We start from the raw sequence: 16,223 nt of genomic DNA on the forward strand, positions 1-16,223 counted from the left end.
AGCTGCCCGGCGCTCCGGTATGTGCGCGTGCATGGCCTACCGGGACCGGTTGGTGCGTCAGTACAACACCGCCGCATCGGCCAGATGACAAGCAGCAGTGCGCCCTTCACCCATCTCCAGGAGTGGCGGCAGTTCGGTGGCGCAGATGTCAACCGCCTCCGGGCAGCGGGGATGGAACGGGCATCCCGACGGTGCCTGTGCGGGATCGGGCACATCCCCGGGAAGAACCCGGAGCTGGCGTCGCCGACCGTCCGGAACGGGTACGGCGTCGATCAACGCGCGGGCGTACGGATGCCGCGGCGCACGCCAGACGGCGGCGGTTGCCCCGAGTTCGGCGACCCGGCCCAGGTACATCACCGCCACACGGTCTGCGATGGCGCGCACCACGGCCAGATCATGCGAGATGAAGATGAGTGAAATACCTTCTTCGGAACAGACATCCACGATCAACTGGGCCGCATATGCCTGAGCGGACGCGTCGAGTGCGGAGATCGGCTCGTCGGCCACGATCACCTCGGGTTCGGTGGCCAATGCGCGCGCCAGCGCGATCCGTTGCCGTTGCCCACCCGAGAACTCGTGCGGGTATTTCCGGGCAGCCGTCGCAGGTAGCCCGACCCGGTCCAGCAGATGCCCCAACTCGACACCACCGCTGCCGCCGCGGAGCTTCCGAGCCCGGATCACCTCGGCGAGTTGGTCTCCCACTGTGCGGCGGGGGTTCAGCGATGCGGCGGAGTCCTGGAAGATCATCTGCACGTGACACTGCTCGGCCGGCCTGGTGCGCCGGCCGAGCGGTACCACATCGCGCCCACGATAGGTGATCGAACCTGACGTCAACGGCGCCAGGCCCACCAGGGCCCGCGCCAAAGTCGATTTACCGCAACCACTTTCCCCGACAACGCCCAGGATCTCCCCCGCGGCCAGGTCCAGCGAGACGCCGTTGACGGCCCGCACGACGGTGTGATCCGCCCGTCGGTATTGCACCACCGCGTCCCGAACTGAGAGCACCGAGTCGCTCATGACACCACCCGCTCCGCGATCTCGCTTTCCCGCTCGGCAACGAAACACGCGACACTGTGGCCGTCGGTCACGTCATCGAGATCCGGGATGCGCGCCTGACACTCCTGCACTGCCCGTTCACATCTGGGGGCAAAGGCGCAGCCCTGCGGCCATTCCCCGATCCCCGGCGGGGCTCCTCGAAGCGGCCGCAACCCGAACTCACCGTTCGCGTCCTCCACATGCGGCAATGCAGCCAGCAGCGCAGACGTATACGGATGCGTAGGTCGCCGAAACACGTCCGCAGCGGGCGCCTGCTCGATGATCCGCCCGGCATAGAACACCGCGAGATCATCTGCGACGCTGGAAAGCACTCCAAGGTCGTGCGTGATGACCATGATGCCGATTCCCGTCTCATTCCTCAGGGTGTCGAGCAACTGCAGGATGCCGGCCTGCACGGTGACATCGAGGGCGGTCGTCGGCTCGTCGGCGATCAGCACCTTGGGCTCGCAAGCCAGCGCGATCGCGATCGCGACGCGCTGGCGCATACCGCCACTGAGCTGATGCGGATACGCCTTGAGCGTGCGCTCAGGGCTGGGCAGCCGTACCTGCTCCAGCAGTTCGACCGCCCGCGCCTTCGCGGCGGCACGGGACACCTTGCGATGCTTGATCAGATGGTCGGTCAACTGACGACCCACGGGCAGCATCGGGTGCAGGCTGCTCATCGGGTCCTGGAACACCATCGCGACGTCACGGCCACGCACCTCCCGCATCCGGCGGGGGCTCAACTCCAGCAGCTCCCGTCCGTTCAGGGTGATGGACCCGGTGCGACGCGCGCCCGTGGGCAACAGTTGCAGCACGGACAGGCCGGTCATGGTCTTGCCGCTGCCGCTCTCACCCGCGACACCCAGGATCTGGCCTTCTGCCAAAGTCAGATTCACGTCGACCAGGACCGGCTGGTACGTACCCGCCACGGGCAGACTGACATTCAGATGGTCGATGCGCAGTAGCGTCATGACGCCCTCCCCGCTTCGGCCAGCCGCTTGGTGCGGGGGTCGAGGATGTCGCGCAGGCTGTCCCCGATCAGGTTGAACGCCAACGCGACGGTCAGAATGGCCAAGCCCGGGAACACCGCGATCCACCACGACGAGAATTGGTTGGCACCCGCCGCGATCATCGACCCCCATTCCGGGGTGGGCGGCTGGGCGCCGAGACCGAGGAACGACAGCCCGGCGAGCAGCAGAATCGCGCCGCCCACCTCCTGGGTGGCCAGTACCAGGACGGGTCCGGCCACGCTGGGGATGACGTCCATCCGGATCGACCGCAGCGACGACGTGCCGGCCAGCCGACTGGCCAGCACGAAGTCCGATTCCCGCAGACTGACCACGAGCCCGCGCACGGTGCGGGCATAGATCGGCCACGACACGATCACGCCGGCGAGCACCGAGTTGTGCAGGTTCGCACCGAGTGACGCGGCGATCGCCATCGCCAGGATGATCACCGGGAACGCGAACACCAGGTCGACCAGTCGCATCAGTGCCTCGTCGACCCAGCCGCCGAAGAAGCCGGCCACCAAACCGACAACCCCGCCGATGACGGCGGCGCAGACCACCAGGACGAGGCCGAACACCACCGAGATCCGGCTGCCGTACAGCACCCGGCTGAGCACGTCGCGCCCGAGCTCGTCGGTACCGAACCAGTGCTGCGCCGACGGCCCGGACAGCGGCGGAAACGCCTGGGCCAACGGATCGTACGGCGCGATGTGCGGTGCGAAGAGCAGCACCAGCGCCCACAGCGAGAGCATCACGGCGCCGGTCAGAAATGCGGTGTTGCGATACTTGCCCAATCTCATTCGGCGCCATCGCCGATGCCGGGGCTGCGACTGTTGTTCGATGACATCATCGAATGCCGGCAGGGTGGTCGTCATGTCAGCCTCACTCGCGGGTCAAGGGCCATATAGAGCAGGTCGACGACGAGGTTGATCAGGATGTAGGAGAGTGAGACAAACAGGCTCACTCCCATGATCGCGCTCAGATCGCCCGCCGTCGCCGCGTGGTAGGCGTACTGCCCGAGACCGGGCCAGTTGAACACCGTCTCGATCAGTACGGTGCCGGCCAGCAGGGTGCCGAAAGCAACGCCGGTCACGGTGATGATGGGTCCGGCGGCAGCGCGCAGTATGTACCGGAACGTCGTCTCGGTTCCGCTGAGCCCCTTGGCTTCTGCCGCGCGCACGTAGTCCTGCCCGAGTACCTCCAGAACCGAGGTGCGGGTGAACCGGATGATCAAGCCCAACGTGTAGACACCCAGCACCACCGACGGCAAAACCAAATGCGAGGCTGCCGAAGCGAATGCGGGCAGGTCGCCGGCCAGCAGACTGTCGATGGTGAGGAATCCCGTGATCTTCGGCGGGGCAACGAATGTCGAGTCAAGTCGACCACCACTCGGCAGCCAGCCCAACTTGGCGAAGAATACGAACGAGGCCACCAACCCGAGCCAGAAGATCGGAGTGCTCACGCCGAGCATTGCGATGATCCTGGCGAGCTGATCAGGAAACCTGTTGCGCCGTAGCGCAGCCCAGGTGCCCAGAGCGACCCCCACTACGACCACGAACAGCACGGCGGCCATCACGAGTTCGAGCGTCGCCGGCGCGTAGGCCCCCAGATCCTCGACGACGGGACGGTGGGTCAGTTGTGACATTCCCAGGTCACCCTGCAGGAGGTTCTTGAGATAGATGAAGTATTGAACGACGGGGGGCCGGTCCAGTCCGTACCGGGCCTCGTACGCCGCCACGACCTCAGGGTCACTGGCCGCGCGATCACCGAGGTTGGCGGCTGCCGCGTTGATCGGCACCACGGTGGTGAGCAGGAAACTCACCACCGTGATACCGACCGCGAGGATGGCGGTCAAGCCCAGTCGGCGCAGGGCGTAACGGACGAGAGGGCGGCGACGCCGGGCGGGCGCGCTGGGCTCAGCGCGCACCTCCGGGTTCGCGAGGCTGTCGATGACCATCGGATACCCTTCGTCAGCCCCGGCCGACCTTGCCGAAATTCGTTCCGAGCGCTGGGTTGTAGTTCAGCCCGGTCAGGTTCTTGTCCGCGACGACGTTCGAGGCCACCGTCACGATCGGGATGAAATGGTTTGTCGCTTTGAGGGTTTGGTCCCATTCCTGGAACGCCGCCACTCGCTGGGCGTCGTCCAGCGTGACACTGGCCTTGTCCGCCAACTCGATCAGTTGCGGGTCCTGCTCCGATGGCCAGTGAATCCGCTCGCCTAGCACACCGCCGGGGTTGTAGATCAGGAACTGGCTGGGATCGGGATAGTCCGGCGGGTAGGGGTACATCGCCGCCTGCGTCTTGCCCTCCTGGTAGCGGGTGCGCGTGACCTGTGTCGGGCCGGGCTTCAAACTCACCTTGACACCGACCTCACCGAGACTCGAGGCGATACGTTGCGCGAACATACCCATGTCGAGGCCGCCGACCTTGTAGTCACTGCCGTACTCCAACACGATCTCGGCACCTCCCTTGCCGCTGGCGGCCAGCGAGTTCTTCGCCGCGCCGACGTCGCGCTTGGTGGCGAACTGCTCGGGCAGCGCGGCCTTGACACTGCGTGGGATCAGGCCGGTGCCCTGCACCGCGCCGGGCCCGGCCAACTGCACAAGCCCGTCGTAGTCCACGCCGAGCGCAACCGCTTTGCGGAAATCGGCGTTGGCGGTCGGTGAGTCGGCGGCGTTGGTGAGCGCCAGATAGACGACCTCCGGCGGCAGACCGCTGTGCACCGACACCTTCGCGGCGTCCAGCTCGGCCAGCATCGGCGACGACAGGTTCAGCGCGACATCGGCATCGCCGTTCTGGACGTTCAGCGACTGCTGTTGCGGGCTGGAGGTGCTACGGAAGACCAACCGGGTAAATGTGGGTTTGTCACCGCGATAGTTGTCGTTCGCCTTGAGCACCAGCTTCGAGTTCGGTTCGTAGCTCTCCAACACGTACTGCCCGGTGCCCATCGACATCTTGTCGAACTTGGAACCCGCGCTGTCTGCGGCCGCGGCGTTGGGCGCATCGGTGGCGCCGTGCTTCTTGGCCTCGGCCGAGTTGATCACGCTGAAGTTGCCGGAGGTCAACATCACCGGCAGTTCCGGACGCGGCGTCTCCGACGACACCACGATGGTCGATGCGTTCGGCGCGGTCACCGCCAAACCGTCCATCAGATACGACGGGCTGCCCTTGTAGTTCTTGAGTCGGTTGAAGGAGAACACCACGTCGTCGGCCGTCATCGGAGTTCCGTCGGAGAATTCGACGTCCGGCCGCAACCGGAACGTGAATGTCTTGGCGTCAGGTGAGCCCTCGAAGCTCTCAGCGAGACTTGGCACCACCTTCTCGACAGATTCGCCGTCGAAGGTCACCAGGGTGTCGTAGGTGTGCAACAGCGCGTTGGCGCCGGTGAAGTCGAATACCTGCGCGGGGTCGAGCGTGCTGATATTGAGCACCTCGTCGATGACGAGCGTGTCGGCGGCCGCAGCATTTTGGCTTGATCCTCCACAGGCCGCCACCAGTCCGACGAGGCTCAACGAGAGCAGCGCACCAGCTCGGCGTCTCATCCGAGTAATACCCATAACCACCGCTTCCTGTCTCCGGTGAGGGCAGACCGGAGCCCTCACGACGTGGTGCAGACCAGCCAACGCTGTCGTGAGCTGGGTCACCATGTGCGACCGCACCGCGATTGCGCCACAAGTCGTCGGCGCGCACAGTGCGCGCTACAGCCCTGCTCCCCCTGGCGCGAGCGGACGTAAATGTCCCCCAAAACCGGTGTTTTGGGGGACATTTACGTCTGCTCGCCGGTCTCAGGCGTACCGTCGAAATAGGCAGCTAGCAGAAACGGTTGACTCTCAACGATGAGCACGTCACGACTACGCATTCTGCGCCCGGTACTGCTGGGCGCAGCTGCGCTGTCGGTCGTCATCGCGCCGACCGCTGTGTGGGGTCAGGTCGCCCCGGGGGCCACCGAAATCCAGGCCGACCCATGCGTGAACGGCGTCATTCCGTGGAATCCCTACGTGGTGAACTGCAACCTGCAACCCAGGCCGCCCCGGGTGCGCGGGTCCGCTCCCGACGCCGGCGCCATCATCGCGTGCCGGGGCAAGCCGGGATGCCTGGCCTGGTACGTCAACGGGCCGCCGTGACGATCTGAGTGGACCTCATGGGCAGCGACGAGGACGACGTCGAAAAGCATTGGCACGATCCGGAGATGTTCCGATCCGCGGTGGGTTACGTGCTGGCCGTGGTCGCTGTCGCCGGGGTCGCCCTGACGTTCTACGCCTTTGACCATTCCACCCTCTCGGCGTCGCTGGTCCCGACGATTCTCTTCGTCGGCGGCGTCGGCGCATTCGTCCGTACCTACCAGGTATGGAAAGCCGAGGGCACCTGGCCGATCTGGCAGGGCGCAGGCTGGTTCCTGCTGGCGTTGTCGCTGATGTGCCTGGCCGTGCCGGGCTCAGCGATGCTCGACTAGGACCCCGTAGCGCCGGCGGCTTTCACGGCGCGGCTGCGATTGAGCGCCACCTTCGCCAAGCGCAACGACAACCGGGGCGACAGCCGCTCCAGGTACCAGAGCATCTTCCACCACGCCGGAACGATGATCATCGCGTCACCGCGCATCACCGCACGCACCACCCGCTCTGCAAATGCCGCAGGGGCCATGGGCCGCAACGGTTCCCAGAACTTCTTGACGAACTCCTCGTCACCGATGCCCAGGACGTTGAGTCGCCCGTACTTGCCGCCGGTGAGGATCGGGGTCCGCACCACGCCCGGGCAGAGCGCCGAGACCAACACGTTGTGTCGCTCGGCTTCGACCCTCAAGGTCCGCGAGATGGCCACGACGGCGTGTTTGGTGGCCGAATAGCTCGCCGTGCCCGCGCCGGTCATGAGCCCCGCCATCGACGCGGTGTTCACGATGTGACCGCTGCGCTGCCGGATCATGATCGGATACACCGCCTGGATGCCATGCACGACACCGCGCAGGTTCACATCGAAGACGTCGTTCCAGTCATCGAGTGTGTACGAATCGACCTCGCCGGCGACCCCGATACCCGCATTGTTGAACAGGTAGTCGATGCGCCCCGACTGCTCCACGATCTCGGCGGCCACCCGCTCGAACGATGCAGGGTCACGCACGTCGAGTTCGATCGCGTGTGCTGTGCCGCCGCTCGCACCGAGGCGGCGGGCAAGGTCCTGTGCGGCATCGATCTGCCGGTCGGCTATCCAGACTTCGGCGCCTTCGCCTGCCAGCCTGGCTGCCAGCGCCGCACCGATACCGGACGCACCACCGGTGATGACGGCGACCTTGCCCGACGGACTCGCACCCATGGCCGCAGAATACGTTCGAACTCGCGGACCCGCCGGGGGTTGTGGATTTAGGGCAGGATCGAGTCGACGTACCCGCCGTCGACCCGCAGCGCTCCACCTGTGGTTGCCGAGGCCAACGGAGACGCCAAGTAGGCCACCATGTTTGCGATCTCCTCAGGCTCGATCAGGCGCTGGATCAACGACTGCGGCCGGTGCTTGATCATGAATTCGCGTTGCGCTTCATCCCACGGCAGCGATTTGTCGACCAGTTGGTAGACGAAGTCTTCGACGCCCGCGGTGTGGGTCGGCCCGGCGATCACCGAGTTCACGGTCACGCCGGAGCCGGCGGCCTCCTTGGCGAAACCGCGCGACACCGCTAGCAGTGCTGTCTTGGAGACGCCGTAGTGGATCATCTCCGCCGGCGTGACAATGGCGGAGTCACTGGCGATCTGGATGGCCCGGCCCCAGCCCCGCTCGGTCATCCCGGGCAGGTAGCTGCGGATAAGTCGGACTGCGGCAAGGACATTCACGTCGAAGTAAGTGCGCCACTGCTCATCGGTGATCTCCAGCGGCGGTACGGCACCGAAGATGCCGAGGTTGTTCACCAGGATGTCGACCTCGGGCAACTCACGTAGCAGGTCCGCTGTTCCCTCCTCGGTGGAGACATCGGCGGCGACACCAAGGACGTCGAACTCGCCCAGCTTCGCGACGGCTTCATCGACCCGGGCCGGAGTGCGACCGTTGACGGCGACACGGGCACCGCTGCGCGCCAGTTGCTCGGCGATGGCCAACCCGATGCCCTGGGTCGAGCCCGTGACGAGTGCGGTCTTTCCGGTCAGGTCGATGTTCACAAGGCTGTACTACCACCGATGCGGGCGAACTATTCCAGGTTGCGGAGTTCGCGCTTGAGGATCTTGCCGGTCGGGTTGCGGGGCAATTCGTCGAGGAAGACCACCTCACGTGGCACTTTGTAGCGGGCCAGATGTTCTTTGACGTAGGTCTTGATCGCGTCCTCGTCGAGGCTGGCGCCCTCGGCCTTCACCACGAAGGCCTTGAGCCGGGCACCCCATTCCTTGTCCTCGACACCTAGTGCCGTCGCCTCGATGACATCGGGATGGCCGCTGATCAGATCCTCCACCTCGGCCGGGAACACGTTCTCCCCGCCGGACACGATCATCTCGTCATCGCGGCCGCTGACATAGAGGAGACCGTGCTCGTCGAAGTATCCGACATCGCCCGAGGACAGCATGCCGTCGATGATCTCCTTGCCCCCGCCACCCGTATAACCCTTGAACGGGAACGTGTTTCGCACGAAGATGCGGCCCACCTGCCCCGGGGGAAGCTCGTTGCCGTTGTCGTCGATGATCTTGACGGTGATGCCCTTGACCACCGGCCCGACCGTGGCCGGGTTGATCGACAGATCCTTGGGCCGGGCGATGCTCGCGAAGGCGATCTCGGTCGAGCCGTAGAGGTTGTAGATGACCGGCCCGAGCTCCTTGAGGGCGCGGGAGGCCAGCTCGGCACCCAGCTGGGATCCGGAGACGAAGACGATCCGCAGCGAGGACAGATTGGGCTTGGGCGTCACCTGCTCGAGGTAGTCGAGCAGCCGCGAGAGCATGACCGGCACCACCACCATGGCGGTGACCTGATGTTTCTCAACATCTTCGAACACCGTGGCGGGCTTGAACCGGCGACGCAGCACCAGGGTCGTGCCCAGCATCATCGCGAGGGTGGCGTGCAGGAACCCGAGCGCATGGAACATCGGCGCGGGAAGCGCGGTCACCTCGCCGCCCCGGAACGGGACGTGCGACAACACTCCCCCGATCGGGGCCAGCGACGGCGGGGCGGCACGGTTGGCGCCCTTGGGCGTTCCGGTGGTGCCGCTGGTCAGGATGATGATCGCGGGATGCTTACTGGCCTTCGGTGCCGGACGCCCATTGCCGCGTGCGATGACGTCGGCCAGCGTCTCATCGGTGCTGCCGGAGGGTTTGCCCGAATCCGGGTTGACGCCCAGCGCCCGTAGTCTGCCCAGTTCCGGTTCGGCGTGGGCCACCGCAGCGGTGTATTCGTCGTCGTAGATGATCACCTTGGCGCCCTCGCGCTCGGAGACCTCCTTGATCTGCGGCCCCGAGAACTCGGAGTTGAGCAGGATGATCCGGGCTCCCACCCGGGCCGCACCGTACAGCGCGACCAGGAACCAGCGGTGGTTGCGGGCCAGTATCCCCACCCCGTCACCGCCCCTGACGCCCATGGTGAGCAGTTCGTGGGCCACCGCGTGCGCCGCCGAGTCGAGCTCACCGAACGTGAATTCGCCCTCGTCGTCGATGACCGCGACCCGGTTGGGATGCCGACGCGCGTTCAGCGCCGGGATCATTCCGATCTCACCCCAGGTGCGGATGTCACCCAGCATGGCCAGGATGTTCTGTGGCGGTTCCAGCCGCAGCGCACCCGCCTCGAACATCTTGCGCGCGTAGTGCAATTCCGCCGCGCCCCGCTCCGCGTACTGCTTGGCCTTCGCAGTCAGGTTCGCCGGCAGATCAGACAGACTTGGCATGTCGCCACAATAAGTGACATCTATCGCACTTCGGGCCTTAACTACCATGTGGTCATGGCCGGTGCAGTATCGCTGGAGATCGACGGCCTCGAGGTGGCCGTCACCAACCCTGACAAGGTGGTTTTCCCTGACGCGCACGTGACCAAGCTGGACCTGATCAACTACTACCGATCAGTGGCCGACGGCGCACTGCGCGGAGTGTACGGACGTCCGATGATCCTCAAACGGTTCGTCAAGGGCATTGCCGCCGAGGCCATCTTCCAGAAACGGGCACCGGAGAAGCGGCCCGACTATGTGGACGTGGCCGAGCTCAAGTACCGGTCCGGCACATCCGCCAAGGAAGCCGTGCTGCGCGACACCGCGGGTCTGGCATGGGCGGTGAATCTCGGGTGCGTCGATTTGAACCCCCATGCCGTGCGGGCCGAGGACCTCGACCATCCCGACGAACTGCGGGTCGACCTGGACCCGATGCCCGGGGTCGACTGGTCGCAGATCGTCGACGTCGCCCAAGTCGCCCGCGCGGTGCTCGAAGATCATGGTCTGACCGCGTGGCCCAAGACGTCGGGCTCGCGCGGCTTCCACATCTATGCCCGCATCCACCCGAGGTGGCCGTTCACCAAGGTGCGACTGGCCGCCGAGACAGTGGCGCGTGAGGTCGAGCGGCGCGTTCCCGATCTCGCGACGGCGCGCTGGTGGAAGGAGGAACGTGGCGCCCGGGTCTTCGTCGACTTCAACCAGAACGCCAAGGACCGCACGGTGGCCTCGGCCTACTCCGTGCGAGCCACCCCCGATGCCCGGGTATCCACCCCGCTGCGGTGGGACGAGGTCGACGGGTGCCGTCCCGAGGCGTTCACGGTCGCCACAGTGCCCGAGCGGTTCGCCGATATCGGCGACCCGTGGGAGGGCATGGACATCACAGTCGGCGGGTTGGACGCGTTGCTTGCGCTCGCCAAAGAGCTCGGCCCGGCCGAGAAGCCGCCGAAAGGCGCCGGACGAAGCGGTGCCGGCAGGCGCGTTTCTTCGATGCCGCTGATCGAGATCGCCAAGACCAAGACCAAGGACGAGGCCATGGCGGCACTGGACGTGTGGCGCGATCGCCATCCCGCGGTGGCCGCGCGTCTGGAACCCGTCGACATCCTGCTCGACGGGATGCGCGGCCCGAGCTCGATCTGGTACCGGGTGCGGGTCAACCTCCAGCACGTACCTGAGGCCGAGCGCCCACCCCAGGAGGAGCTGCTCGCCGACTACAACCCGTGGGAGAACTACCGCGGCGCTCAGTGGAAGCGCTGAAAACTAGGAGTGCGTATGCGAATCGCCCTGTTCGCGACCTGCCTGGCGGATGCGATGTTCCCACCCGCGGCGATCGCCACGGTGCAGTTGCTCGAGCGCCTCGGCCATCAGGTGGAGTTCCCACAAGGCCAAACCTGTTGCGGCCAAATGCATATCAATACCGGCTATCTCAAGGAAGCCACCGCGCTGGTGCGCAATCACGTCCAGGCTTTCGAATCCGCGAACTGCGACGCCGTGGTGGCCCCGTCGGGCTCGTGTGTGGGTTCGGCACGTCACCAGCACGCGATGGTGGCCCGTCGCGCCGGTGACGAAGCCCTGGCCACCCGCGCCGAGAGCCTGGCGGCCAAGACCTACGAGCTGTCGGAACTGCTGATCGACGTGCTCGGGGTTGACGATGTCGGCGCCTACTATCCGCACCGCGTCACCTATCACCCGACCTGCCACTCGCTGCGCATGCTCGGCGTGGGTGACAAACCGCTGCGACTGCTGCGCAAGGTGCGGGGGCTGACACTGGTGGAGCTGCTGGAGGCCGAATCGTGTTGCGGCTTCGGCGGAACGTTCGCGATCAAGAACTCCGACACGTCCACGGCCATGCTGACCGACAAGATGGCCCACATCCTGGAGACCGGCGCCGAGGTGTGCAGCGCCGGGGACTCCTCCTGCCTGATGCACATCGGTGGCGGGCTGAGCCGGCTGCGATCCGGAGTGCGCACCGTGCACCTGGCCGAGATCCTGGCGGCGCAGGCATGACCACCTTTCTGGGCACCCCCGGCGTCGGCAACCTGCGCGGCGACGAACCGTTCCCCGCCGCCGCCCGCACCGCGCTCGCCGATTCCCAGCTGCGCCGCAACATCGGCCATGCCACCCACACCATTCGCACCAAGCGGCTCAACGCAATACGCGAGTGCGACGACTGGGAGCAGCTGCGCGCCGCCGGCAGCGCCATCAAGCAGGACGTCATGGCCCGGCTTCCCGAGTTGCTCGAGCAGCTCGAGGACAACGTCACCCAGCGCGGCGGCGTGGTGCACTGGGCCCGCGACGGCGATGAGGCCAACCGCATCGTCGCCGGCCTGATCCGCGCCACGGGCTCCGACGAGGTGGTCAAGGTCAAGTCGATGGCCACGCAGGAGATCGGGCTCAACGAATATCTGGAAGCCCAGGGCATCGCCGCGTTCGAAACCGATCTGGCCGAGCTCATCGTGCAACTCGGCCACGACAAACCCAGCCACATCCTGGTGCCGGCGATCCACCGCAACCGCGCCGAGATCCGTGAGATCTTCACCCGCGAGATGCCCGACGCGGGTGAGCTCACCGACGATCCCCGGGTACTGGCGATGGCGGCCAGGGCCCATCTGCGGCGCAAGTTCCTCACCGCGAAGGTCGCGATCAGCGGCGCGAACTTCGGCATCGCCGAAACCGGCACGCTCGCGGTGGTGGAATCCGAGGGCAACGGGCGGATGTGCCTGACGCTGCCGCAGACGCTGATCACCGTGATGGGCATCGAGAAGATCGTGCCGACGTTCGCCGACCTCGAAGTCTTCATGCAGTTGCTGCCACGCTCGTCGACGGCCGAACGAATGAACCCGTACACCTCGATGTGGACCGGCGTGCACCCCGGCGACGGTCCACAGGACTTCCACCTGGTCCTGCTCGACAACGGCCGTACCCGGGTGCTGGCCGACGAGGTGGGACGCGCCGCGCTGCACTGCATCCGATGCAGCGCATGCCTCAACGTCTGCCCGGTCTACGAACGCACCGGCGGCCACGCCTACGGCTCGGTGTACCCGGGACCGATCGGGGCGATCCTGAGTCCTCAGCTCACCGGCACCACCGGTCACGACGACCCCAACGCCAGCCTGCCGTATGCCTCGACGCTGTGCGGGGCGTGTGTCGAAGCGTGTCCGGTACGCATCGACATCCCGTCAATCCTGGTGCACCTGCGCGCCGAGCAGGTGGACTCGGAGCGAGGAGGGCTACCCGGCGGGCAGGATCTGGCGATGAAGGCCGCGGGCTGGGCAATGGCCGGCGCGGGCCGGTTCTCGCTGGCCGAGAAGGTTCTGGGCGCCGGTCGGTTGATCGCGGGGCGCGATCACCGCATCTCTTCGCTGCCCTGGCCGGCCTCCAAGTGGACGGCCAGCCGGGACATTCCCGAGCCGCCGGCCGAGACGTTCCGGCAGTGGTGGAACCGGACTCATCAGGGAGGGCGAGGATGACCGGCCCGACGCCGGAGGCCAGGGCGGCGGTGCTCGGCCGGGTTCGCGGCGCCTTGGCGTCCGCGCCGCCGCAGGCAGTCGTGGTGCCGCGGGACTATCACCGCGAGCCGCTGACCGGCGCCGGGAATGTCGAGAGGTTCGCCGAGACGGTCGCCGAGTACCAAGCCCGGGTACATCGCATCAAGGTCGACGCGATCGCGTCGACCGTTCTGGAACTGGTCGGGCCGAGCGCCACCGTGGTCATCCCGGCCGACCTGCCGCCCGAATGGGTGGCGGGGCTGACGACGGTCGCCGATGCGCCCGAGCTCGGTGTCGAGCAACTCGACAGAGCCGATGCGGTGCTGACCGGATGCGCGCTGGGGATCGCAGCGACTGGGACGATCGTGCTGGATGCCGGCCCCACACAAGGGCGGCGCGCGCTGACCCTGGTACCCGACCATCACATCTGTGTGGTGCGGGCTGATCAGATCGTCGACACCGTCCCTCAGGCATTCGGCGAGCTGGCGCCGACGCGGCCCCTGACCTTCATCTCCGGACCCAGCGCCACCAGCGACATCGAACTACAACGTGTAGAAGGCGTCCACGGACCCCGAACGCTCGACGTGCTGGTGGTGTGAACCTTACCGACGAGTAGGCCCCGGAGGGTTCTTAGCAAAGTATTAACGCTGGCTCCCAGCCGCCTTAGATTGCCCGCATAACGTCATGGACAGGTTGACGCGAAGGAGCTCAGCCCAGAGCTCAGGAAAGACGGCGGGAGGCTGATCATGGCATTCACGAACAACACCCCGGCATTGGATCGACACTTTCGGTACGGGAACTCGGCGGTTATCTGCGAGGGCGCATCGATGCGTGCGCAATGCCGCCAGCTGGCAACAGTGGTGACCGTCAAGGGAGATGTCGACACCAACAACATCGACCAGATCGCATCGTATGTGAATCGGTTCATCCTCGCGGAGAAGCCGTTGGCACTCGATTTGAGTGGCGTGAACAGCTTTGCACCGCAAGCGATCTCACTGTTCTACGACATCGATGAACGGTGCGGCGCAATCGGTGTGGACTGGACGGTGGTCGCCAGCCAGCCGGTCATCTCCGAGATCCACCACCAGGAGGTGGACGTACCGGTCAGTTCGTCGGTGCCCGAAGCCCTGCATCACTTCGCCGAAGGCAACACGGCACGCCGCCGGTTGCTGCCCCTGCTTATCAAGAGCGCCTGAGAGAAAGGCCAACGCAATGTTGATCGATGTTCGCTGGTTGACCCGCCTGCTTCGCCATCGTCACCGGGCGGTGCACACGTAGTTCATCGCACATCAGACAAACGTCGAAATGGCTGCCAGACCCGGTCTGGCAGCCATTTCGCTTATTTATGGCAAATCGTCTTACTGAACCTTCGTGACGGAGGGTGGCTTCCACGTGCCGTCGATGATCGACGGTGAGGTTTCCGTCGGCCAGTACAGGCGCAACATGAGGTTGAACTTGCCGGCGGGTGCGGGCAGCCAGTTGGCTTCCTTGCCCGGGCCGGGGTTCTCGTGCTGCAGATAGAGATCGACCGATCCGTCGGGGTTGCTGGCGAAGGGGTTCCGTTGGCTCAGCGTGTAGCGGTTGAGCGGATTGTCGACGAAGAAGTAGCCCTCGTCGTACATGGTCAGTGACCAGAATCCGTTGACGGGCGGGAACTGGCCCTTGTCGAAATGCAGCGTGTACTTGTTGGCGCCGTCGTAGGAGTGACCATCGGTGTCGGCTTCCGACGTCGGGTAGACCGCGTCCTTGGGCAAGTTGGCGCCCAGGCCGATGGCGGTGATCAACGCGCGCTGCAGATAGTCGGTGCCGTACTGACCAGTCTGTGTGGTGAACCGCCAACCGTTGACGTCGTCCAGGTCTTTGAAGCGGGCCATGATCTTGTCGACGCCCTCTTTGGGAACCGACTGCAAGGCTGCGGCCACGTCGGGACCGAGCTTGTTGATGTCGAACTTCTCCCCGGCGACGATGCCGAGTTCAGCCATCTTGTCCACGATCGGGCGGTCGGCCTCGGTCGGCGGGTTGTCCTTCATCAACGAGGCCAACAGATCGAAGTACGCTTCGGCACTCAGATTGTTGACCTGGTCGCGGACCGGCGTCTTCATGTCGATGGTCGGATCGACCTTGCCGGCCGGCGGGGTGTACGGCTTACCGTACGAGCTCAGGGGCACCAGCGAGATCTCGTCCTGCAGCTTGTGCACGGCCGCGTAGTCCTCTGGCGTGCCGTCGCAGTAGATGCGGCCGAGCAGCCACACGGTCGAGGTGGGTGACTTGTACTCCTTCACGCCGGCGGGCAGCGTGCCCTTCCAGCCCGGACCGGTGATGGCGTAGGTCTGCGGGCCCGTCCCGGTCGTGCGCTTCCCTGGAACCTCGAAGACATTGGTGTAGCCGTCGAGCATGGGGAACAGGTAGTAGCGGTCGCGGGCGTCCGGCAAGGTCAGCACCCACGGCTCGTTCTTGACGTCGATGAATCCGTTTGTGTACAGGGTGTCGGCGTTGGGTGCGGTGACGTCGCGGAACTGGGCGTTCGGGTACTCACGCATCCGCATCAACTGCCCCATCGGCGCCCGCGGCGTCTCAACCTGGGCGACATTGGTCATCACACGTCGCGTCATCTCAACGGTGACAAGGGGATACCCGTAGACGTAGGCATCCAGGGCGATGGCTTTGGCCTCATCGGGCGTCAACTGGCCGGGCCCAGACTGCTGGCTGTGGTCAGACGAAGGCGAACACGCCAGGGTGCCCATCATCAAGATCGCGGTGCCGAGCGCGACGAGCCTCTTGGCCACGCGCCGATCCTTCTTCACGAAAAGTCGTTCC

Annotated in this window: 16 protein-coding genes; 7 read left to right on the top strand and 9 right to left on the bottom strand. The window is 65.7% G+C overall.

Annotation, left to right across the window (positions count from 1 at the left end; translation table 11 throughout):
• Nucleotides 1-57: 57 nt before the first annotated feature.
• The 5 genes from ACWEFV_RS06200 to ACWEFV_RS06220 are packed head-to-tail and all read right to left on the bottom strand — an operon-like array spanning nt 58 to nt 5,587.
• Complete coding sequence (locus ACWEFV_RS06200) at nt 58-1,017, bottom strand: ABC transporter ATP-binding protein (protein WP_450069473.1); 960 nt, start codon at nt 1,015-1,017, stop codon at nt 58-60.
• Nucleotides 1,014-2,009: an ABC transporter ATP-binding protein gene (locus ACWEFV_RS06205; RefSeq protein WP_450069474.1), complete on the bottom strand. Its 996-nt coding sequence runs from the start codon at nt 2,007-2,009 to the stop codon at nt 1,014-1,016. The genes ACWEFV_RS06200 and ACWEFV_RS06205 overlap by 4 nt, the downstream gene beginning before the upstream one ends.
• Nucleotides 2,006-2,920, bottom strand: a complete 915-nt coding sequence (locus ACWEFV_RS06210) for an ABC transporter permease (RefSeq protein WP_450069475.1) — start codon at nt 2,918-2,920, stop codon at nt 2,006-2,008. Before ACWEFV_RS06210 ends, ACWEFV_RS06205 begins: the two co-directional genes overlap by 4 nt.
• Nucleotides 2,917-4,002: an ABC transporter permease gene (locus ACWEFV_RS06215; protein ID WP_450069476.1), complete on the bottom strand. Its 1,086-nt coding sequence runs from the start codon at nt 4,000-4,002 to the stop codon at nt 2,917-2,919. The genes ACWEFV_RS06210 and ACWEFV_RS06215 overlap by 4 nt, the downstream gene beginning before the upstream one ends.
• Before the next feature lie 13 nt (nt 4,003-4,015).
• Complete coding sequence (locus ACWEFV_RS06220; RefSeq protein ID WP_450069477.1) at nt 4,016-5,587, bottom strand: ABC transporter substrate-binding protein; 1,572 nt, start codon at nt 5,585-5,587, stop codon at nt 4,016-4,018.
• A gap of 294 nt (nt 5,588-5,881) precedes the next feature.
• On the opposite strand from ACWEFV_RS06220, the gene ACWEFV_RS06225 reads away from it, so the two are divergent.
• Nucleotides 5,882-6,169 (top strand): hypothetical protein, encoded by a 288-nt coding sequence (locus tag ACWEFV_RS06225; protein WP_450069478.1) that lies wholly within the window; start codon nt 5,882-5,884, stop codon nt 6,167-6,169.
• Nucleotides 6,170-6,186: 17 nt separating this feature from the next.
• Nucleotides 6,187-6,498: a hypothetical protein gene (locus tag ACWEFV_RS06230; RefSeq protein WP_450069479.1), complete on the top strand. Its 312-nt coding sequence runs from the start codon at nt 6,187-6,189 to the stop codon at nt 6,496-6,498.
• Here the strand turns inward: ACWEFV_RS06230 and ACWEFV_RS06235 are convergent.
• Genes ACWEFV_RS06235 through fadD2 form a run of 3 tightly spaced genes read right to left on the bottom strand, consistent with a single transcriptional unit; the run spans nt 6,495 to nt 9,885 of the window.
• Nucleotides 6,495-7,352, bottom strand: coding sequence for an SDR family NAD(P)-dependent oxidoreductase (locus ACWEFV_RS06235; RefSeq protein ID WP_450069480.1), 858 nt, complete (start codon nt 7,350-7,352; stop codon nt 6,495-6,497). The two genes, ACWEFV_RS06230 and ACWEFV_RS06235, sit on opposite strands and share 4 nt — an antisense overlap.
• Nucleotides 7,353-7,399: 47 nt before the next feature.
• Nucleotides 7,400-8,182 (bottom strand): SDR family NAD(P)-dependent oxidoreductase, encoded by a 783-nt coding sequence (locus ACWEFV_RS06240; protein ID WP_450069481.1) that lies wholly within the window; start codon nt 8,180-8,182, stop codon nt 7,400-7,402.
• A gap of 29 nt (nt 8,183-8,211) precedes the next feature.
• A complete protein-coding gene (gene fadD2 / locus ACWEFV_RS06245) occupies nt 8,212-9,885 on the bottom strand; it encodes a long-chain-fatty-acid--CoA ligase FadD2 (protein WP_450069482.1) in 1,674 nt (557 codons plus the stop codon).
• A 54-nt stretch (nt 9,886-9,939) separates the two neighbouring features.
• Here fadD2 and ligD point away from each other — a divergent pair, with 54 nt between their 5' ends.
• From ligD to ACWEFV_RS06270, 5 genes are all read left to right on the top strand, one after another.
• Complete coding sequence (ligD, locus tag ACWEFV_RS06250) at nt 9,940-11,175, top strand: non-homologous end-joining DNA ligase (RefSeq protein WP_450069483.1); 1,236 nt, start codon at nt 9,940-9,942, stop codon at nt 11,173-11,175.
• Nucleotides 11,176-11,190: 15 nt separating this feature from the next.
• A complete protein-coding gene (locus ACWEFV_RS06255; RefSeq protein ID WP_450069484.1) occupies nt 11,191-11,925 on the top strand; it encodes a (Fe-S)-binding protein in 735 nt (244 codons plus the stop codon).
• Nucleotides 11,922-13,388 (top strand): LutB/LldF family L-lactate oxidation iron-sulfur protein, encoded by a 1,467-nt coding sequence (locus ACWEFV_RS06260; RefSeq protein WP_450069485.1) that lies wholly within the window; start codon nt 11,922-11,924, stop codon nt 13,386-13,388. Before ACWEFV_RS06255 ends, ACWEFV_RS06260 begins: the two co-directional genes overlap by 4 nt.
• Nucleotides 13,385-14,005: a LutC/YkgG family protein gene (locus tag ACWEFV_RS06265; protein ID WP_450069486.1), complete on the top strand. Its 621-nt coding sequence runs from the start codon at nt 13,385-13,387 to the stop codon at nt 14,003-14,005. The genes ACWEFV_RS06260 and ACWEFV_RS06265 overlap by 4 nt, the downstream gene beginning before the upstream one ends.
• A 147-nt stretch (nt 14,006-14,152) precedes the next feature.
• Nucleotides 14,153-14,602: an STAS domain-containing protein gene (locus ACWEFV_RS06270; protein ID WP_450069487.1), complete on the top strand. Its 450-nt coding sequence runs from the start codon at nt 14,153-14,155 to the stop codon at nt 14,600-14,602.
• Between the two features lie 162 nt (nt 14,603-14,764).
• Here the strand turns inward: ACWEFV_RS06270 and ACWEFV_RS06275 are convergent, their stop codons facing one another.
• On the bottom strand, nt 14,765-16,153 hold the full coding sequence (locus ACWEFV_RS06275) for a DUF1254 domain-containing protein (RefSeq protein ID WP_450069743.1): 1,389 nt from the start codon (nt 16,151-16,153) through the stop codon (nt 14,765-14,767).
• Nucleotides 16,154-16,223 lie beyond the last annotated feature (70 nt).

Source organism: Mycobacterium sp. NPDC004974, assembly GCF_053600815.1.

Bases quoted from the DNA above. Each gene is read 5' to 3' on its own strand.
- ACWEFV_RS06200 (WP_450069473.1), bottom strand. From the start codon at position 1,017: ATGAGCGACTCGGTGCTCTCAGTTCGGGACGCGGTGGTGCAATACCGA.
- ACWEFV_RS06205 (WP_450069474.1), bottom strand. From the start codon at position 2,009: ATGACGCTACTGCGCATCGACCATCTGAATGTCAGTCTGCCCGTGGCG.
- ACWEFV_RS06210 (WP_450069475.1), bottom strand. From the start codon at position 2,920: ATGACGACCACCCTGCCGGCATTCGATGATGTCATCGAACAACAGTCG.
- ACWEFV_RS06215 (WP_450069476.1), bottom strand. From the start codon at position 4,002: ATGGTCATCGACAGCCTCGCGAACCCGGAGGTGCGCGCTGAGCCCAGC.
- ACWEFV_RS06220 (WP_450069477.1), bottom strand. From the start codon at position 5,587: ATGAGACGCCGAGCTGGTGCGCTGCTCTCGTTGAGCCTCGTCGGACTG.
- ACWEFV_RS06225 (WP_450069478.1), top strand. From the start codon at position 5,882: ATGAGCACGTCACGACTACGCATTCTGCGCCCGGTACTGCTGGGCGCA.
- ACWEFV_RS06230 (WP_450069479.1), top strand. From the start codon at position 6,187: ATGGGCAGCGACGAGGACGACGTCGAAAAGCATTGGCACGATCCGGAG.
- ACWEFV_RS06235 (WP_450069480.1), bottom strand. From the start codon at position 7,352: ATGGGTGCGAGTCCGTCGGGCAAGGTCGCCGTCATCACCGGTGGTGCG.
- fadD2 (WP_450069482.1), bottom strand. From the start codon at position 9,885: ATGCCAAGTCTGTCTGATCTGCCGGCGAACCTGACTGCGAAGGCCAAG.
- ligD (WP_450069483.1), top strand. From the start codon at position 9,940: ATGGCCGGTGCAGTATCGCTGGAGATCGACGGCCTCGAGGTGGCCGTC.
- ACWEFV_RS06255 (WP_450069484.1), top strand. From the start codon at position 11,191: ATGCGAATCGCCCTGTTCGCGACCTGCCTGGCGGATGCGATGTTCCCA.
- ACWEFV_RS06260 (WP_450069485.1), top strand. From the start codon at position 11,922: ATGACCACCTTTCTGGGCACCCCCGGCGTCGGCAACCTGCGCGGCGAC.
- ACWEFV_RS06265 (WP_450069486.1), top strand. From the start codon at position 13,385: ATGACCGGCCCGACGCCGGAGGCCAGGGCGGCGGTGCTCGGCCGGGTT.
- ACWEFV_RS06270 (WP_450069487.1), top strand. From the start codon at position 14,153: ATGGCATTCACGAACAACACCCCGGCATTGGATCGACACTTTCGGTAC.
- ACWEFV_RS06275 (WP_450069743.1), bottom strand. From the start codon at position 16,153: ATGATGGGCACCCTGGCGTGTTCGCCTTCGTCTGACCACAGCCAGCAG.